Origin of the sequence: Pandoraea anhela, assembly GCF_902459655.1 — a bacterium.
GTDB classification, from domain to species: domain Bacteria; phylum Pseudomonadota; class Gammaproteobacteria; order Burkholderiales; family Burkholderiaceae; genus Pandoraea; species Pandoraea anhela.
Genome location: NZ_CABPSB010000021.1, coordinates 76166 through 93814 on the forward strand (window position 1 = coordinate 76166; position 17649 = coordinate 93814).

General features: G+C 55.1%; 11 protein-coding genes. 6 read left to right on the forward strand and 5 right to left on the reverse strand.

Translation table 11 applies throughout. The annotated features are described in order from the left end of the window. Positions 1 to 90 precede the first annotated feature (90 nt). From dnaA to gyrB, 3 genes are all read left to right on the forward strand, one after another. A complete protein-coding gene (gene dnaA / locus PAN31108_RS22230) occupies positions 91 to 1629 on the forward strand; it encodes a chromosomal replication initiator protein DnaA (RefSeq protein WP_150670936.1) in 1539 nt (512 codons plus the stop codon). A 275-nt stretch (positions 1630 to 1904) separates the two neighbouring features. Continuing rightward, on the forward strand, positions 1905 to 3011 hold the full coding sequence (dnaN, locus tag PAN31108_RS22235) for a DNA polymerase III subunit beta (protein WP_046290265.1): 1107 nt from the start codon (positions 1905 to 1907) through the stop codon (positions 3009 to 3011). A gap of 181 nt (positions 3012 to 3192) precedes the next feature. Then, positions 3193 to 5670, forward strand: a complete 2478-nt coding sequence (gene gyrB, locus PAN31108_RS22240) for a DNA topoisomerase (ATP-hydrolyzing) subunit B (protein WP_150670937.1) — start codon at positions 3193 to 3195, stop codon at positions 5668 to 5670. A 483-nt stretch (positions 5671 to 6153) separates the two neighbouring features. Here the strand turns inward: gyrB and PAN31108_RS22245 are convergent, their stop codons facing one another. Next, entirely contained in the window at positions 6154 to 6603 is a 450-nt protein-coding gene (locus PAN31108_RS22245) for a hypothetical protein (RefSeq protein ID WP_150670938.1), read from the reverse strand. Between the two features lie 293 nt (positions 6604 to 6896). Between PAN31108_RS22245 and PAN31108_RS22250 the strand changes: the two genes are divergently transcribed. The 3 genes from PAN31108_RS22250 to PAN31108_RS22260 all read left to right on the forward strand — a co-directional run bounded on the left by PAN31108_RS22250 (position 6897) and on the right by PAN31108_RS22260 (position 13204). Next, positions 6897 to 7859 carry a HamA C-terminal domain-containing protein gene (locus PAN31108_RS22250; protein ID WP_150670939.1) on the forward strand — a complete coding sequence of 321 codons (963 nt, stop codon included), beginning with the start codon at positions 6897 to 6899 and terminating at the stop codon, positions 7857 to 7859. Further along, positions 7856 to 10483 (forward strand): DEAD/DEAH box helicase, encoded by a 2628-nt coding sequence (locus PAN31108_RS22255; RefSeq protein ID WP_150670940.1) that lies wholly within the window; start codon positions 7856 to 7858, stop codon positions 10481 to 10483. The genes PAN31108_RS22250 and PAN31108_RS22255 overlap by 4 nt, the downstream gene beginning before the upstream one ends. A 915-nt stretch (positions 10484 to 11398) precedes the next feature. Continuing rightward, positions 11399 to 13204, forward strand: a complete 1806-nt coding sequence (locus tag PAN31108_RS22260; protein WP_150670941.1) for a retron Ec67 family RNA-directed DNA polymerase/endonuclease — start codon at positions 11399 to 11401, stop codon at positions 13202 to 13204. 407 nt (positions 13205 to 13611) lie between these two features. On the opposite strand, the gene PAN31108_RS22265 is transcribed toward PAN31108_RS22260, so the two are convergent. The 4 genes from PAN31108_RS22265 to PAN31108_RS22280 all read right to left on the reverse strand — a co-directional run bounded on the left by PAN31108_RS22265 (position 13612) and on the right by PAN31108_RS22280 (position 16674). Beyond that, entirely contained in the window at positions 13612 to 14127 is a 516-nt protein-coding gene (locus PAN31108_RS22265; protein ID WP_246184089.1) for an HhH-GDP family DNA glycosylase, read from the reverse strand. 146 nt (positions 14128 to 14273) lie between these two features. Continuing rightward, positions 14274 to 14894, reverse strand: coding sequence for a 7-cyano-7-deazaguanine synthase (locus tag PAN31108_RS22270; protein ID WP_150670943.1), 621 nt, complete (start codon positions 14892 to 14894; stop codon positions 14274 to 14276). Beyond that, a complete protein-coding gene (locus tag PAN31108_RS22275; protein ID WP_150670944.1) occupies positions 14891 to 16222 on the reverse strand; it encodes a nucleoside 2-deoxyribosyltransferase in 1332 nt (443 codons plus the stop codon). The genes PAN31108_RS22270 and PAN31108_RS22275 overlap by 4 nt, the downstream gene beginning before the upstream one ends. Positions 16223 to 16224: 2 nt before the next feature. Further along, the gene (locus tag PAN31108_RS22280) at positions 16225 to 16674 is read right to left on the reverse strand and encodes a hypothetical protein (protein ID WP_246184090.1); all 450 of its coding nucleotides are present in this window, start codon (positions 16672 to 16674) and stop codon (positions 16225 to 16227) included. Positions 16675 to 17649: the final 975 nt, after the last annotated feature.

Here is a 17649-nt window from a genome sequence, read left to right on the forward strand (position 1 = left end):
GTCCCCATATCCGAAGTAACGGAGAGTAGACGGAACGAGTGCCAGACCGAGGTCGTCGGATGGGCCCCGCGCCACCTGGACACACGCTGCATGAACGATTTCTGGCAACACTGCGCGACTCGCCTCGAACAAGAGCTCACGCCCCAGCAATTCCGCACCTGGATCAAACCGCTGGCGCCGCTCGACTTCGACGAACAGGCGCGCACGCTCAAGATCGGCGCGCCTAACCGCTTCAAGCTGGATTGGGTAAAGAGCCAGTTCTCGGGGCGCATCCAGAGTATGGCGTCGGACTATTGGAACGCCCCGGTCGAGGTGACGTTCGTGCTCGACCCGAAGGCCGGCGTGCGCGTGCCCTCGTCGACCCCTGCCCCCGCCCCCGCCCCGAGCGCATCGCCTGCGCCCGTGTCGGCGAGTGGTGCGCGTGCCAACGCGGCCGCTGCCGCAGCGCAGGCGGCGGTCGCCGGCGCCAACGGTGGCCATGCGGATACGGCGTCGCTCGATGGGGAGCGTCCGGATCTGGAGGCGAGCGAGGCCGAGGCGGTGCGCCGCAACTGGCGCGTGACGCCGCAAGAGCCCGTTCAGGTCGGCGAAGTGGAGTCGATCTATGAGCGCTCGAAGCTCAACCCGGTGCTGACCTTCGACAACTTCGTGACCGGTAAGTCGAACCAGTTGGCGCGCGCGGCGGCGATTCAGGTCGCGAACAACCCGGGCACGTCGTACAACCCGTTGTTTCTGTACGGGGGCGTCGGTCTCGGTAAGACGCACTTGATCCACGCCATCGGCAACCAGTTGCTGGCGGAAAAGCAGAACCCGCGCATTCGCTACATCCACGCCGAGCAGTACGTGTCCGACGTGGTCAAGGCTTACCAACGCAAGGCGTTCGACGAATTCAAGCGTTACTACCATTCGCTCGATCTGCTGCTGATCGACGATATTCAGTTCTTTTCGGGCAAGAGCCGTACGCAGGAAGAATTCTTCTATGCGTTCGAGGCGCTGATCGCGAACCGTGCGCAGGTGATCATCACGAGCGACACGTATCCGAAGGAAATCACCGGCATCGACGATCGCCTGATTTCGCGTTTCGATTCGGGGCTGACGGTGGCCATCGAGCCGCCTGAGCTTGAAATGCGCGTGGCGATCCTGATTAAGAAGGCGCAGGCGGAAGGCGTGGGATTGTCGGAGGACGTGGCGTTCTTCGTCGGTAAGCATCTGCGCTCGAACGTCCGCGAACTGGAGGGCGCGCTGCGCAAGATCCTCGCGTACTCGAAGTTCCATGGCCGCGAAATCACGATCGAACTGACAAAGGAAGCGCTGAAAGATCTGTTGACGGTTCAGAATCGTCAGATTTCTGTCGAGAACATCCAAAAGACGGTCGCCGATTTTTACAATATCAAGGTCGCCGACATGTATTCGAAAAAGCGGCCTGCCAATATTGCGCGGCCGCGGCAGATTGCGATGTACCTGGCGAAGGAGCTGACGCAGAAGAGCTTGCCGGAAATCGGCGAACTGTTCGGCGGACGCGACCATACGACCGTGCTGCACGCGGTGCGCAAGATTGCAGAAGAGCGGGGCAAGGACGCGCAGCTCAACCACGAGTTGCACGTGCTGGAGCAGACGCTCAAGGGGTAAAGGACGGGGCGCAAGACCGGTAACGATCGGCGTCACAGCCGACGAATTCGCGGGGCGTCGGGCGGGGTTGCCCGGGTCCCTGTGGATAAGCGGGGTGCGGTTTGGGGGGAACTGGGGTTTTCGGGCACAATAGCGGATCGGCGCACAATGCGTCCCCGGCTCGTCCACAGCGTTTTCCGCCCTGTTATCCCGTCTGCAAGTGATTGATTGATAAGGGAATCTTCGGGTTTTCAGCAGAAGCTGGCACCCGTTAACAGTTACTACGAAGGATAAATATGCAATTGGTCAAAACTCAACGAGACAATCTGCTGCGGCCGCTGCAAATTGTGAGTGGCATCGTCGAGCGTCGCCACACGTTGCCGATTCTGGCCAATTTGCTCATTCGCAAGCACGGACAGGACATTTCCTTCCTCTCGACGGACCTGGAGTTGCAGATCACGACCACCGCTGATTGCGGTGCCGGCGCCGATGATGTGGCGACGACCGTGGCTGCGCGCAAGCTGCTCGACATCCTGCGCAACATGCCGGACGCCGAAGTGGCGCTGTCGCTGTCGGACAAGCGTCTGACGGTGCAGGCCGGCAAGAGCCGCTTCCAGTTGCAGACGCTGGCGGCCGAAGATTTCCCGACGGTGGCGGAGGCCAACGACTACGCGGCGAGCTTTGCGCTGCCGCAGCGTGCGTTCCGCCAGTTGCTGGGCATGGTGCACTTCGCGATGGCCCAGCAGGACATCCGTTACTACCTGAACGGCATGCTGCTGGTGGTCGAGGGCGAGAAGATCGAAGCGGTGGCCACGGACGGTCACCGTCTGGCGTACTGCAACACGACGATCGCGGGCGAGAAGTTCGCACGTCAGGAAGTGATCATCCCGCGCAAGACGATTCTCGAGTTGCAGCGTTTGCTCGAAGACATCGACGATCCGGTGCAGATCGATGTGGCGCCGAGCCAGGTCAAGTTCCGTTTCGCGAACGTCGAGCTGGTGTCGAAGCTGGTCGAGGGCAAGTTCCCCGACTTCAATCGTGTGATCCCGAAGGGTTACAACAAGAGCTTCGTGATCAGCCGTGAAGAGCTGCATCGCTCGTTGCAACGCGCGGCGATCGTCACGTCGGACAAGTTCAAGGGTGTGCGTTTCCTGGTGAGCGAAAACCAGTTGAAGATCAGCGCGAACAACACCGAAAACGAAGAAGCGCAGGAAGAAATCGAGATCGATTACACGGGCGAGTCGGTGGATATCGGCTTTAACGTGACGTATCTGCTCGACGTGTTGTCGAACCTCAAGGTCGAGCAAGTGAAGGTGAGTCTCGGCGACGCCAATTCGAGCGCGCTGATTACCCTGCCGGACAACGACGAATTCAAGTACGTCGTCATGCCGATGCGCATCTGAGCGGATTTTTCCGCCATACGCGCCGTCACATATGCGCGAAGGGGCCGAGCGCCCCTTTGGCGTTTCTAGAGAATTATCCTTTTGCGGGATAAGCAGCCTTCGGAGCGTCAAGCGCGCGCGGGGGGCGGCAGGTCATGAAGCAGTAATTCGTCAGAAATGACGCAGTAACCGGAAGATTGTCATGAGCGAACAGCAAAAGCAGGCCGAAAGCGGCTATGGTGCAGCCTCCATTCAGATCCTCGAGGGTCTGGAGGCTGTGCGCAAGCGTCCCGGCATGTACATTGGCGACACGTCGGACGGCACGGGTCTGCATCACTTGGTTTTCGAGGTGCTGGACAACTCGATCGACGAGGCGCTTGCGGGTTACTGCGATGACATCCACGTGATCATTCACGCGGACAACTCCATTTCCGTGACGGACAACGGTCGTGGCATTCCCACGGGCATCAAGTTCGACGACAAGCACGAGCCGAAGCGCAGCGCTGCGGAGATCGTGATGACGGAGTTGCACGCCGGCGGCAAGTTCGACCAGAACAGCTACAAGGTGTCGGGCGGTTTGCACGGTGTGGGCGTGTCGTGCGTGAACGCGCTGTCGTCGTATCTCAAGCTCACCGTGCGTCGCGACGGCAAGAAGCACTTCATGGAATTCCACCGTGGTGTGCCGCAGAACCGTGAGATCGACGTGGTCGACGGCGTTGAGACGTCGCCGCTCAAGGTGTTGGGCGACACGGACAAGCGCGGCACGGAAGTGCACTTTCTGGCGGACGAGACGATCTTCGGCAAGGTCGAATTCCACTACGACATTCTCGCCAAGCGTATGCGCGAGTTGTCCTTCCTGAACAACGGCGTTCGTATTCGTCTGACGGATCTGCGCACGGGCAAGGAGGACGATTTCGCGTTCGGCGGTGGCGTGAAGGGTTTCGTCGAGTACATCAACAAGTCGAAGACGGTGCTGCACCCGACCGTGTTCCACGTGATGGGCGAGCGCGACGGTATCGGCGTGGAAGTCGCCATGCAGTGGAACGACAGCTACAACGAATCGGTGCTGTGCTTCACGAACAACATTCCGCAGCGTGACGGCGGTACGCACTTGACCGGTCTGCGTGCGGCGATGACGCGCGTGATCAACAAGTACATCAGTGAGAGCGAGATCGCCAAGAAGGCGAAGGTCGAGACGACGGGCGACGACATGCGAGAAGGTTTGACCTGCGTGTTGTCGGTGAAGGTGCCGGAGCCGAAGTTCTCGTCGCAGACGAAGGACAAGCTGGTGTCGTCGGAAGTGCGTGCGCCGGTGGAAGAGTATGTGGCGAAGGCGCTGGAGGATTTCCTGCAGGAAACGCCGATCGACGCGAAGATCATCTGCTCGAAGATCGTGGAAGCGGCGCGGGCGCGCGACGCGGCGCGCAAGGCGCGTGAAATGACGCGTCGTAAGGGCGTGCTCGATGGCGTGGGTTTGCCGGGCAAGCTGGCGGACTGTCAGGAGAAGGATCCGGCGCTGTGCGAAATCTACGTGGTCGAGGGCGACTCGGCAGGCGGATCGGCGAAGCAGGGTCGCGACCGTAAGTTCCAGGCGATTCTGCCGCTGCGCGGCAAGGTGCTGAACGTCGAGAAGGCACGTTTCGACAAGCTGATTTCGAGCGAGCAGATCGTGACGCTGATCACGGCGCTCGGTTGCGGTATCGGCAAGGACGATTACAACATCGACAAGCTGCGTTATCACCGCATCATCATCATGACCGATGCTGACGTGGACGGCGCGCACATCCGTACGCTGTTGCTGACGTTCCTGTACCGTCAGGTACCGGAGCTGATCGAGCGCGGTTACGTGTACATTGCGCAGCCGCCGTTGTACAAGGTGAAGCACAACAAGGACGAGCGTTACATCAAGGACGAGTCCGAGTTGGGTCAATACATGCTGAAGCTGGCGCTGAACAATGCCGAGTTGGTGCCGACGACGGGCGCTGCGCCGATCTCGGGCGATGCGCTGGGCGAGTTGACGCGCAGCTACCAGTTGTCGGATGGCGTGATCGAGCGTTTGAGCCGCGTGTATGAGGCGTCGGTGCTGACGGCGGTGACGGAGGGTGTCGACATCAATCTCGACAACGAGGAAGCCGCGAAGCAGTCGGCGGCGGCGTTGGAGGCGGCGTTGAGCAACGATCCGTTGGCGCCGGAGATCACGATCACGGCGGTGACGGAAGACGTCGAGAATGCGGATTCGGTGGTGTCGCTGCGTGTTGAGCGTCGCCATCATGGCAACGTGAAGGTGAGCGTGATCGATCCGGACTTCCTGCAAACGGCGGACTATGCGCAGTTGCAGAAGACGGCGGAGACGTTCAAGGGGCTGATCGGCGAAGGTGCGACGATCAGGCGCGGCGAGCGCTCGCAATCGGTGACGAACTTCAAGTCGGCGATGAAGTGGCTGATGGCCGATGCGGAGAGCAAGGTCTCGAAGCAGCGTTATAAGGGCCTGGGCGAGATGAACGCCGAACAGCTCTGGGAAACGACGATGGACCCGACGGTGCGCCGCCTGCTGCGCGTGCAGATCGAAGACGCGATTGCAGCGGACGGCATCTTCACGACGCTGATGGGCGATGACGTAGAACCGCGTCGGGCGTTTATCGAGAGTAATGCGTTGCGGGCTGGGAATATTGACGTTTGATAATACTGTAGATAGACGCATAACCTGAGAAAAAGAGACCCATAAGTTGAAAAACTTATGGGTTTTTTCTTTTGGTAGGTCGTGATTATCGGGATGCGTCGATGGCCCCGATGCTTTTAAAATACATAGCATGCCGTTATCGATGTCTTTGGTGGATATGGCCAAGCGTGACGTCCGACAGGTTCAGTGACGCGGACACGCATTCGTTGACCTGTATCGGAACGAAGCACATTTCCAGCCTTCGTTGAGTGAATTTGCCTCACACGGTTACCCAACAATACTATTACCCTCTCCGCCCTCATCTTTTGGCGTCAAACATTGGCGTAGTCGATACCGTGATACCGCTCGCGACGACAGTTAGGACATAAAGTCACCGCGTTTTCGACGCTGTCGTCCCCACCGTTGGCTAAGCACCGCCGATGGTAGGCGTCAATGCATGGCCTGCCGTCCGAGAGTCGAAACGGTGCCACTTGCCCATATCCTTCACACGTCCCCGCCAGCTCGCACAATGACTTCAGCAATGGCGTCTGGGTTGCGTCCAAAAGTCAGCACGACGACTTGTTGCGGCTGTCTGTTTGCAATGGCGAGACGTTCTCTTCGTTCGTCCGCAGGGGATTTCAAAGACTTCCGGACAGTCGTGTCCAGATTCTCAATGACCGTTTCGTGGACGGCCTTCTCCTTTAGCAACTTAACAAAGTCATCGTAGACTCGGGGAAAAGAGGCTTCCAAACACTTCGTTTGCACAGGATATAGACGATATGTAATAAGAACAAAGCGGGCCGGTACCGTGTTGTGCGATGTCGTCGAGGTATAGCCCCAAGCGTTGGCTGCAATAGTCGTAACGAAACCTTGCGCGACGCGACGCACAGCAACGTCACTTCCAATGTAGCCCTTCGCAAACCGAAGTGAAATTTCGGGATAGGCGGTACGCAACGCTCGTTCGGTCTGCGGTAGTTGTAGGCTACCGGCGAGAACCGTTCGCGCCAGATTGGGCTAAAGCTGAAATGCGGAGGACAGAGCAAGGTGCCACGGCATGCCCCCGATTCCTGAGAGAAAGCGGGAATTGGCGATACGCCGCCCTCGGACTTTTGATTAATTTGTATAACAAAGCATTAGAATAATAATGACATATCGGGCGTCGGGGCCGTCGCCCTACGATAATTGGTGGAGAGAGTAGTGCTGACTAGAACGACTGAAGGTCGCGGCAGCGAACCGAGGCAACGCACATGACAAAGGCTAATAGCAGCTTTAGTGCGTTACTGGACCCAATTCAAGGTATCGACAATGTGCTGAAGGAAGTGACAGCGACTCCGCCGCTTGAGCAACCTCGGCTTCTTTTTGTTCGCATGCAAGAGCATATTCCGCAAGTTGAGGCGCTTGCGGAATTGCTAGTTGACCAGCTCGTTAACTACGTCATTCCTCTTCGTAAGCGGAGAGAGGCCTTCGTCCAGAGTGGAGGCTCGGCCACGGGCGGTGATATGTCCGTGGTGTCCCGACTTCGCCGTGAGGCCAGGCGACTCCTGATTTCGTACAACCAAAAGCACCCAGGACGTTACGGCGAAGTTGGCGAGCTCATCGCTTACGTTGTAGCAGTGAGATACCTTGGTGCGGCGCAACTTGGTGCGAAGATGGCGCTCAAGACATCATCCGAAATGCCGGTGCATGGCGTTGATGGATTGCATGGCAGTCAGGCTGACGACGGGTCGCTCCTCTTCTACCTACTAGAGTCGAAGCTCATCCCGAGCGCGACCGATGCCTCGCGAGAGATGGTCGATTCAATTGCGGAGCATCAGGCCGACCGTGGACGTATGCTGAACGAACTCCGACTTGTTAGCGACCTATCTAACTTGGACTGTTTGGAGGGAGACGCACGAGAGGCGGCAAAGTCGTTTTTTAATTCCTACATTGGTGACGGTAGCCATCTCCGGCGTCGCGACGTCCATGTCGGTAGCCTTGTCTTCAGCGAGAGCGCTTTCCAAGACAAGCTGCCACGTGACTTGAAGAAGCCGCCGGAGATTCATGAGGAACATCTTGAGAGGCTGTACGTAGCCAAACACGACACGTTCAGCAAGAATCTGAAAAACCAAGCCGAGGCGAAAGGGGTCGACCTTGGGGGATGCGTCGTTTTTTTGATTGCTATACCTGATGTAAATGAATTCAAGCGAATCTTTGCCGAGTTGAACACATGAGCGCATTCGCCACCGAAGTTGCGATTGAAATCCGGAGGGAACCGGGTTTTTGGAGCGACCTTGCCGGACTTCGCGCGGTCGGCATTCGGTCTACCGTGCTGCGTGAAAATCAGCAGGTTCGCGTTGCCGGACCGATTCTTGCTGAAAAGGCTCTGACGCGTCTGCTCAATACCGCGAGTGTGTTCGCATCAGCTACAGACGAAGAGAGCAAGGAGCTGGCTCAACAGATTGCAGTATTCGCTAGCTTGGCATCGGATGACGAAGTGATTCGTGAAGCCAGCGTCCGCATTCTTTCTGACCTCGGTAACTTCCCTGGTCTTCGGAAGCTGGAAATTGACCACCCTGCCGAACTCGGCTTTGAAGCCCACATGCGCCTGGGATTACTCAGGGAGCTCAATACGGTCGACATTGCTGGCGAGCGTGTCCCGCTGACCGAATACCAACTCGACCTCTGGCGAAGCTTGGACTCGTCTTCGGCTACAGCAGTTTCTGCGCCGACCTCGTCTGGAAAATCCTTCGTCGTACTCGAGCACTTGTCTGAGCGTGCAATTGCGGCCGACCGTTTTGGCGCAATTTACATCGCACCGACACGAGCGTTGCTGACTGAGATTCACGGCAAGCTGGAAAAACGCCTATCGAACATTTCCGAATCCATCCGAATCACGACCATCCCGGTTCCGGACCCAGAGAGTCGTCCCAAACAGATTTACGTGTTGACGCAGGAGCGGGCGCAGTTTCTATTGTCGACGGTGGCGGTTGCCGGTCTGATTGACCTTGTCATTTCCGACGAAGCACAGTCTCTCGGTGATGACAGCCGCGGCATGATTTTGCAGGACACTCTTGAGAAGTTGCGCGAGTCAAATCCCGCTGCTCGCTTCCTGTTTTTGGCTCCCGGAGCCTCCGGCCTCCAGCTAATTGGAGACAGTATCGGCTTGCAAAGCATTGAGGTGAAGGAAACAACCCTATCGCCCGTAGTGCAAAATCGGATAAGTGTGGGGTTTTCCAATCTCGACGAACATCTGGTGAGTCTTGACCTAGTTACTCCGAAGAAGCTTGAGCCCATTGGTACATATCAGTTCAAACGTGGGTTCGCGTTAAGCGACGATACGAAGCTCGCGGCGGTCGCACTAGAATTGGGTGCATCGGGCAGGTCTTTGGTCTATGCCACGGGAGCGAAGAACGCGGAAGACCTGACGGAACTGCTCGCGCGCAATCGAGAGCCCAGAGCCTCACAGGGACTATCAGACTTAGCGAAATTCATCGAACAACACATTCACAGACAATACTCCCTAGCAAATTATGTTCGTCAAGGCGTCGCATTCCACTATGGAAACATGCCGAGCCTCTTGCGCGAAGGCGTTGAGGCTGCATTCAAGCGTGGCGAACTGGATTACCTTTGTTGCACGACGACGCTGTTTCAAGGCGTAAATCTTCCCGCGCGGAATGTCTTCATTGATACACCGACTCGCGGTAGAGGTGCTGCGCTTGATGAAGCCGCGCTCTGGAATTTCGCTGGTCGTGCTGGTCGTCTTGGTGAGGAGGTGGTGGGCAATGTGTTCCTTGTGGATTACGAAAACTGGGAGACGAAACCGCTGACCGAGCGTAAGCCGTTTGAAATTAAGGCGGCCTTCAAACAGACCGTAGAGACGGATTTTGACGCGGTCGCTGAGCGGCTCCGGGCCGCCGTGAACAAAGCTTACATTGTCGAGCGTGACCGCGCGTCTGAGGACCGGATTACTGCTGCGGCAGGTCTAATTCTCTTTCGTTCGTCCCAGAAGACATTGGACGGGTTGTTGGGGCGACGGAGCCTCACACTGACTAACGAGCAAAAAGAAAACCTTACGAAACTAGCCGACCAAGCGCTTATGAGCCTTGAGTTACCTGCTTCCGTTTTGACCACAAGCTGGATGCTTGACCCAGTTGCGCTCGCAAGCCTTCTGCAGCGGATTCGTGAACTTGTGCGTCAACGTGACTTCTCGAAAGTGATGCCTTCGAATCCTTCGAGTGATGCATACACGGTGTACAACTCTATTATCCGTCGGCTTTACAAGTATCTGGGAGGCATGTCCCTCTCTGGGGAGGAGGGGAGGAGACAGCGGGGCTATGTTAGCCATGTGACCGTCACGGCGTTGAAGTGGATGAGAGGCGAGCCGTTGACGCAGCTGGTCGCTGAAGCCGTGAAGTACAAGAAGAAGGTGGCGCAGCAAACAAGTCAACGGCCCCTTTCTCAGGCTGCTATCGATGGGGCCATCCGTGACATGTTTACGCTTATTGAGCAAACGATTCGATTCAAGCTTGTCCAGTGGGCGAAGGCTTACGTCGACCTTCTCAAATACGCCCTTGCCAAAGAGGGACTCGACGAAATGGTCGCTCAAGTCTACGATTTCTCGTTGGCACTTGAGCTCGGGGTGTCAACGCGCACCGGTCGCTCGTTAGTGGAGTTCGGCTTGTCTCGTATCACAGCTGCCGCAATGGCTTCGCTGATTACGGATTCATCACTGAGCTCAGACCAGGTTCGTGGCTGGTTCCTGCAGCAACCAGTGTCGCTGATACAGCAAATGTCACCGTTGGTAGTGGCTGAATTGCGTGAGCGTGGTCTCATTTCGGTCGAGTACCCGGCTTGATTCAGACGTCGCCAAGCTCCTCACTGTCAACCGGCTTGGTGACCAACATAGAGCGTTTCGTTGGAGCACACCGCCCCACGCACGCGAACGAGAATTGAGTTCCTGCTGCGGTATCCGGCACGCTGAGATCTCTCCGAAATTTGGCCTCAAGTAATCGTCCTAGTCGCGGAGAGTTGCCCCGTCACGAGTAACATAGCCCTAATAGGCCGCTCTATCGAAACATTTTCGTGTCCCTGTGTGAGTGCTCCAGCTGGTCAGGAACCGTAAATCGTTAAAATGATTCGCTCCGATTCTTCTCGGCTCGCATGCTGAAAAGGGGCCGCATAATGAGCGTACAAGAATTGTGTGCCTTCGCGGTCGGTTAGTTTCACCGAAAGCCGGAACAACGAGCCGACTGGATACTGCTGACGCACGGACCGGGAGCACTCGACTTTGAGCTTCGGGTCAACCCCTTGACCGGGAATAGGCCTCACACGCAGGCCGGCCGACGAAGGTTCGCCAGAGGGAACATATGTCTCAACGTTGATTTCCATTCGATAATCCTACTCAGATTGGGCTCTCCCCTGAAGAAGTTCGTACGACGTCAAATCGGATGGTTTTCCGTGCGTGTGTATGTGACTGAGCGGTCAACTGGTAGAAGTGCCTCGACTTCAAGCGGGACACGTACATCGACCTCGCACAAAGGGTGTCTTGCGAGTAGCAGGTCGATGGCGAAGCAAAAAGCACACGTTACTTGATGTATTTCCGACCATTTTTGGTATTATCTAAATCGCCTCGTAGACAGAATTTCTACCATGAATCATGGCACTTGGCAATAATGTTAGGACCTATGCTGCTATCGATATCAACCGGATTGGCGCCATAACGATGTAGCGTTCAATGCGCGTTGGAGTGTCTACGAGGCATCTTATCTAAATGTTTCCAAAGAGCATGCTTGAGCGGTTCAAAGTCGCGAAGTCGCGTGAGACGCTTGCGATGCTACTTGACATAAAGCATAAAGACCTGACGTATCTTCTCTACGTAAAAAAAGACGTAGAAAAATACTCCGTGTTTTCGATGGCCAAAAAGAACGGCGGGAGCAGAGATATTTGTGCCCCTATACCCGAGCTAAAATCGCTACAGCGTAAACTTGCGACAGCTTTGGAGCGATGTATAGCTGATGTCGAGACGATAACAAAGAAAAATAATAAAGCATCTCACGGCTTCCGTCCGGGAAAAAGCATTCTCACAAATGCCGCAGTTCACCGAAATCGGCGATACGTTTTCAATGTCGACCTTCAAGACTTCTTTTCTAGTATTACTGGAAAGAGGATTCGAGGTTTTCTAATTAAAGATAGGAATTTCGCGTTTGATGCGAGTGTCGCGACGGCCATTGCTCACATAGCTTGCCGAGAAGGAAAACTACCTCAAGGCAGCCCGTGTTCACCCGTCATTTCAAACATGATTGCTGGAGTTCTGGACGTCCATTTGGCTAAGTTGGCTCAGATGCACGGTTGCACCTACACCAGGTACGCGGATGACTTGACGTTTTCTACAAACAAAGAAGACTTCCCCGTGGAGATTGCGTTCCGAAATGATTCCACCGGACACACTTGGCGGGTTGGTGCGGAGCTCAATCGACTAATTTTGCAAAGCGGGTTTTCGATAAATGAAACGAAAACCCGAATGCAGTATCGAGATTCGAGACAGCAAGTCACTGGACTTGTTGTGAACAAGAAGGTGAACGTCAGCACTGAGTATCGGTATCTAGTGAGGGCGTATGTAGCTTCTCTCGTTAAGAATGGAACATTTACGGTCAAACGCCAGGCTGTGGGCGTGGATGGCAAGCCGCAAACGTTGGAGGAGGAAGGAGTTACGGCAAAGCTTCACGGGATGTTAGGTTTTATCCATTCTGTGGATAGCGTCTTCCGTACGGATGTCAAGAAACATCCGTACAACTATCCTGGACAGCAAGCCAATGAGAAGAAACCTACGGGAAATCTAGCCATCTATCGACGCTTCCTTATTTACACTCGATTCTATGCGAACACAGTGCCACTCATCGTGTGCGAGGGGAAGACGGATGGCGTTTATATCAGCAATGCGGTGCATCAAACAAAGAATATCTTCCCCAGCTTGGTTAGAAAGGATGGCGAGGGGAAAGACGTGTTGTCTTTTCAACTCCTAAAGTACGCTCGTAAACATAAGAAAAGAAAGACGGTCCATCTTCCCAATTACTCCACTATCACTATCCTTGGAGGCGGAAGTGGTGGAGGGGCAAATTTAGGGAATTTGATTCGCGCTTATCACAGTGAGTTGAGTAAATTCAAGGCTCCTAGAGGTAAGCAGCCGGTAATCTTTATCGTTGACAACGATAGCGGCGGCAAAACTGTCTTCAAGGTAGTGAAAGACACATTGAAGATGACGATTATAGGAACAGAATCTTTTGTACATTTGTTCGCCAACCTGTATGTTGTGCCGGTACCGTTAGGCGAGGATAAGGAGCGAAGTATTGAGGGTCTTTTTGCGCCTATAGACCTCGCCAAGGGCCTAAACGGGAAACCCTTTGACTTCTCGTCCGATTCAAGTTCTGGTACATCAGTTGGTAAGGCCGATTTTGCTTACGAATTTGTCGCCAAGCATGCAAACGAGCTCGATTGGGCGGGTTTCCATCCGCTCCTAGAAAACATAGTGGGGGCAATGGACGACTACGCAGAGCGCGTGCGGGCTGCCGACCTTTGACCAAGGCACGTTCCTTTTGACGAGAGCAACGGCCGTGTGTTGCGGTTCGTCTTGGGCATTTTCCGTGCGGGTCTCGTCGCGGAAATTGGGAAAACCTGAAAGCTTCTTCCTCTTGGCAATCTACTATCCAGCCGACCCCATCGTCCTCTCATTGCAATGATGTCTGGGAAGCATGTGCGATAGAGTTCATCGACCGCCGCAGTGGACCCGATTGTTCCACCCGTCATCGGAGGCGTTTTGGAGCCATGCAAGTAGCGCCGGCTTTCCCGTGACGGAGGACTGACAATTGTTCGTGGGGCGGGATGTCAGCCGCGATAAGAGCTTGCTTCGCTAAATCAGGCTTTGGAATTACGCTGAGATACAACTTGGCGCCGATGCGGGGCGACTGGCAGAAAAAACTCTCCAACCTAAACGCCAAGTGTCAATTGCGATTGCGCGCCCACAGTGGCTCGACGCCAGAGCCAGGCATCGAAGTCACGACGACGCAAGGAAAGAAGGTCGGCTGCGCAGCAGAATGATTTGCGCAGAAAATGGTAATCGTCGTTATTAACGCCAACCGTTTTGGCGAACGTTCGAACGTGGCGGTCAACCGCAATTGAGTCCACGCCTACGAGACATGCCATGTAGTCGACTGTCTTTGGGCCGATGCCGTTGACTGTTTGAACGGCCTCGCAAAACTCATCCGTCAGCAATTCGGCACGTAAATCCTCGACGTCCTCAACGCCCCTTCCCCTTAGAAAATAGACCAGCGATTCGAAGCGAGTCACCTTTTCGTGGTGTTGCCAATTCAGGAAGGAGCTGGTTCTGCCATCTTCAATCAATCGAATTAACGAGGAAATCGTTTGGCGATTAGGATGTGCGCGTAAGACGGCCAGCACTCGAGGGCGCACGACCGTCACATAATTGAGGCCAGCTTGGAGCACCGAGTCCGCGAGGACTGCCCCTAGGTGCTCACACGTGGCGCGCGAAGGCGTCTCGTCAACGAGGGCGCCCTCCCCCGCTGCATGGTCGGCAATTCGACGCGCGGCGAGTAATACTTCGATGGTGGACCCTGCGGCCCCAATCCTACTCATACTAGCCTTGCCTCTTTCAACGCATTCAGTCGTTCGACGCAATTTGGACATGCCCCGCACGGAAATTGAGCTGAAGCCTGGCATGAGTATGTCCGTCCAATGGGTACACCGAGTGATGCGGCGGAACTCGCCACATCTACCTTGGATGAGTAGCGAAACGGCGAGTGAAAGCGGACCGGTCCAACACTCGAGGTGAGCTCATCGAGACTATTCATAAACGAGGCAGTGCAGTCAATCTCTTTAGCGTGGTTGCTATTGATGAATCCAGTATAGACATCCAGAATACCGACCGTTTGCGCGCGCGCAGCAGCAGCAGCGAAAAACAACATTGTTCGGTACGGGATGTACAAGTCGTCGTCCTTGACCTCTTCAGTCCAGAGGTCCGCCTCACGAATGAGTCTCGACTGAGACCCTCTGAAAATGTCCGATATGTTGAAGCGCTCAGGACGTCGCATATCGGTAGGAAGGACTTCGTTAACTCGATTCCACTCGACTTCTACGCAGTGTTGTCCGTAGTCAAAAAAGATTGGTGTGACATCCACGCCTGCAGCCGCAAGTTGATATCCCACTGTCGTCGAATCTAGGCCGCCGGAAGCCAAAAGTAGCGCTTTCCTCATAAGAACTTACTCCTCAGTCTGGCCACCGCTTCAAAGATTCCATTAAGACATGTGTCGAGTTCCGCGGAGTATACCGAACTTCCAACCATGACCATCGTGTTCTCGTTTTCCATGCGGGGGTCGAAGGTGATAACGGGCTTGCCCATAGCGATTGCCATGCCGATTTCGACGAGCGTACCTGGGTCGCGGCCCAGCGGAACGGCAAAGACCACGTCGCATGCTTGCAGAAGCTGATAATCCAAAAGATAAGTTCGGCGCAAGGCGCCTTCGCTTGCTGGGCGCTTTAGCTCGCCATTCGCGAGAATAGGACGTCGCACGCTGAAGTTGTGATAGACAAGGCTGTCTGCCGCGCGGTCAAGTTCATGCTTCTCTACGTAAGAAAAGTCCGGGCCCGCAAGATAGACGGCGTAACGCGGTCTGTCGTGCCACGGGAGTACTGTGCCTCCAAGTGCTCTAAGCGTTTCAAGCGGAAGCAACAGACCTCTTTGGACATCGCACCGAATGTCGTCAGGAAACGTTGACTGGGAGTACGCGGTCGCGGCTTGGCAGCCGCGCCACGCCGCCTCGGTCCATCCTCGCCGCGAAAGACCTATGAGCACTGCCGAAAAAACATCGCCAACGCCTACAGAATTAGCAGTGCGCCCCAGCGCAGCGGGAATGTGCTCTACCCGACAGTCAGGAAAGCTGAACAGGCGGCTGCCACCACGATTTTCCTTCAATAGAAAAACCTCGGGTCCGAGTGCTCTTACTGCAGAGACGAGCTCGTCTACGTTTTGATGCCCAAGCTTCGCGAAGAGCGAAGACGACGTGGAAATGATGACGGCGTCTAATCGTCCGATGAACGTACTCAGTGTGGTCAGTTCGTCTAGGTCGTACGCGATATCAAAAGAGAAGCGCGCCTTCTCGGAGAACGCATCGACGAATTCTCGTATGTCGAACTGTCCGGGGAACACCAGTACATTAGGATAAGCATCAAGTGACGGTACGGGGCGGTGAAGTATTGCTTTCTTCGTGTCGCGCATTAAGTCTTCATAGCCTTGATGCGCAACTTCAGTCGCGTCACTGATAAGCATAACGTTCGGCGCGCCGACGACTTCACCAAGCCAAATGAACTCCTTGCACCCGCATCCTGCGAGGTAGCGCTTGGCTTCGTCGACGAGATATTGCGGGCAGAATGCGGCCACGGAAAAATCGAGTCCCGTAGCCCAAAGTCCCCTCGCGGCGTGTGCGACACCGCCTAAGCGAAGTTTGCAGTTTGCACCGGTACGCGCAAATGTATAGTCGACAACAAGCTCCCCGACAAGAAGTAAGGCTTCTGTTTGGGACATGATTATTGAGCGACGAAATCGGCCTCGACCGTCGGAACCGGCGCGGTTGCTGACAAGCTAACTACGCCAACATAAGCGACGCCGCTTGCCAAGCACGCCACGAGGTAATTGAACGACGTTGGAAGCGCGCCTACCTTTACGCCGTTAGCGTCGACGGCGAAAACTCGCTTACCATCAAAGGCAATACTCAATTGAGTGGCGACAGCCGGAACATTATTGAATTGAGAATAGAAATCGCTGTTTCCGACGTCATCCAAGAGCGCGTGGAAGGCCTGCTGGCATCTGTCCAATCCGCTAGCACCCCCCGCCACACCGGTGCCGTCAACGTCCTTCGCTTTCGTACCAGGATAATCTGAAAATGAACCAGAACCCGAGCTGCCCATAATGCCCCCGTTTGCATGGTTAATTAACGCTATTCCTTCGGAATGCACATTTTTTTGAAGAGTGTACAAGAGCAGAAACTAGCTTGCCAACATTTTGCTTTTGCACTTGCGATGTATGTATATTTTCGATGGAAAACTTACGGTGAACTCATGTCTGTAAGATAAGAAGATGAACGTTTATCGCGATTTACGCCTAATGATTTAGCTTAGCGCAACCGGCGGCGTAATTTGCTTGTGGGTGTTTGGGGGCGCGAGACTGGAGAGAGTCATTGGCCCAATGCTACGCGACTTGAATAATCTGGGGATTTTTACTACGGTAAAGCAGTGTCAGTGCAACGCTGGCATGTGTCCATGAGAATGCCACCGCCTCAGAAATTATGGCTCGCTTGCGCGCCAAATCCCTATTTATGAGAGGGTACAGCGCGGGAGTGGACCATGGAGCAACTGATTTCTGGTTTGCTAGGGCGGCTCGAAGTGCGGCGTTGGGGATGGTTTCGGGCCGTTACGTTGGGCCTCAGTCGGTCCGAGGAACCTTGCCAACTTTGGTGTCGTGGTCTGCTGTTCCTACAGCGTGTAACGCCAACGTTACAACGTTGTAACGCAAAAAAAAATTTATGCAGAAATTCGCCTACTAATTCATATCGAATTTCAAATTTCGCGTGTAACGGCGCTCCAACCCCCTCTTTTTTTCCTGAAATTCCTCTCGTAAGCTGTGCAGCAATGAAGTCAATTTTCTGCACAATGCCAAGCCAGAAACTCTCAAAGCGTAACCAATTAATCGCCTGCGGGACTGCCGCTTGTCAGCGGAATTTTCAGCATCTCGCGTACATCGGTTCGATGCATACGCGTGGAGAGGCGCTATGAGCCACGCCTCTACAACCTACGGCCGCCGCGGGCGTACTGATAACGTCAACACTGGCGTGCGCAATGTGGCCTCGACTTACGGAAGAGCGAAGCTTGGACTTTTTGTATTGACCTAGCAAAACCTGCACAGGTTAAGCGGCTAAAGCGAATGCCTCGGCCGGGGTCTTCATCTTTAGCGCC

Bases quoted from the DNA above. Each gene is read 5' to 3' on its own strand.
- gyrB (WP_150670937.1), top strand. From the start codon at position 3,193: ATGAGCGAACAGCAAAAGCAGGCCGAAAGCGGCTATGGTGCAGCCTCC.
- PAN31108_RS22275 (WP_150670944.1), bottom strand. From the start codon at position 16,222: ATGTCCCAAACAGAAGCCTTACTTCTTGTCGGGGAGCTTGTTGTCGAC.
- PAN31108_RS22270 (WP_150670943.1), bottom strand. From the start codon at position 14,894: ATGAGGAAAGCGCTACTTTTGGCTTCCGGCGGCCTAGATTCGACGACA.
- dnaA (WP_150670936.1), top strand. From the start codon at position 91: ATGAACGATTTCTGGCAACACTGCGCGACTCGCCTCGAACAAGAGCTC.
- PAN31108_RS22250 (WP_150670939.1), top strand. From the start codon at position 6,897: ATGACAAAGGCTAATAGCAGCTTTAGTGCGTTACTGGACCCAATTCAA.
- PAN31108_RS22255 (WP_150670940.1), top strand. From the start codon at position 7,856: ATGAGCGCATTCGCCACCGAAGTTGCGATTGAAATCCGGAGGGAACCG.
- dnaN (WP_046290265.1), top strand. From the start codon at position 1,905: ATGCAATTGGTCAAAACTCAACGAGACAATCTGCTGCGGCCGCTGCAA.
- PAN31108_RS22260 (WP_150670941.1), top strand. From the start codon at position 11,399: ATGTTTCCAAAGAGCATGCTTGAGCGGTTCAAAGTCGCGAAGTCGCGT.